Source organism: Bacillus cereus group sp. BfR-BA-01381 (genome assembly GCF_022663555.1).
GTDB lineage: Bacteria > Bacillota > Bacilli > Bacillales > Bacillaceae_G > Bacillus_A > Bacillus_A pacificus.
Genome location: NZ_JAKUFR010000300.1, coordinates 1 through 259, shown reverse-complemented (window position 1 = coordinate 259; position 259 = coordinate 1). Strand labels below are relative to the sequence as shown.

The window sequence follows — 259 nt, the reverse complement described above, 5'->3', positions numbered from 1 at the left end:
TGATCAGGTTGATAGGTTCGAGGTGGAAGCATGGTGACATGTGGAGCTGACGAATACTAATAGATCGAGGACTTAACCATATAATATGTAGCAATGTTATCTAGTTTTGAAAGAATATAAAAAACTTGTTGACTTTCAAAGTTAAATAAGTTACAATAATTCTTGTCTTAAATGAATACAGTCTGGTAATGATGGCAGAGAGGTCACACCCGTTCCCATACCGAACACGGAAGTTAAGCTCTCTAGCGCCGATGGTAGT

1 rRNA gene is annotated in these 259 nt (G+C 38.2%); it reads left to right on the top strand.

Annotated features, from left to right (window positions below):
* Positions 1 to 181 precede the first annotated feature (181 nt).
* Positions 182 to 259 (top strand): 5S ribosomal RNA (gene rrf / locus MR079_RS28795); the annotation flags it as partial.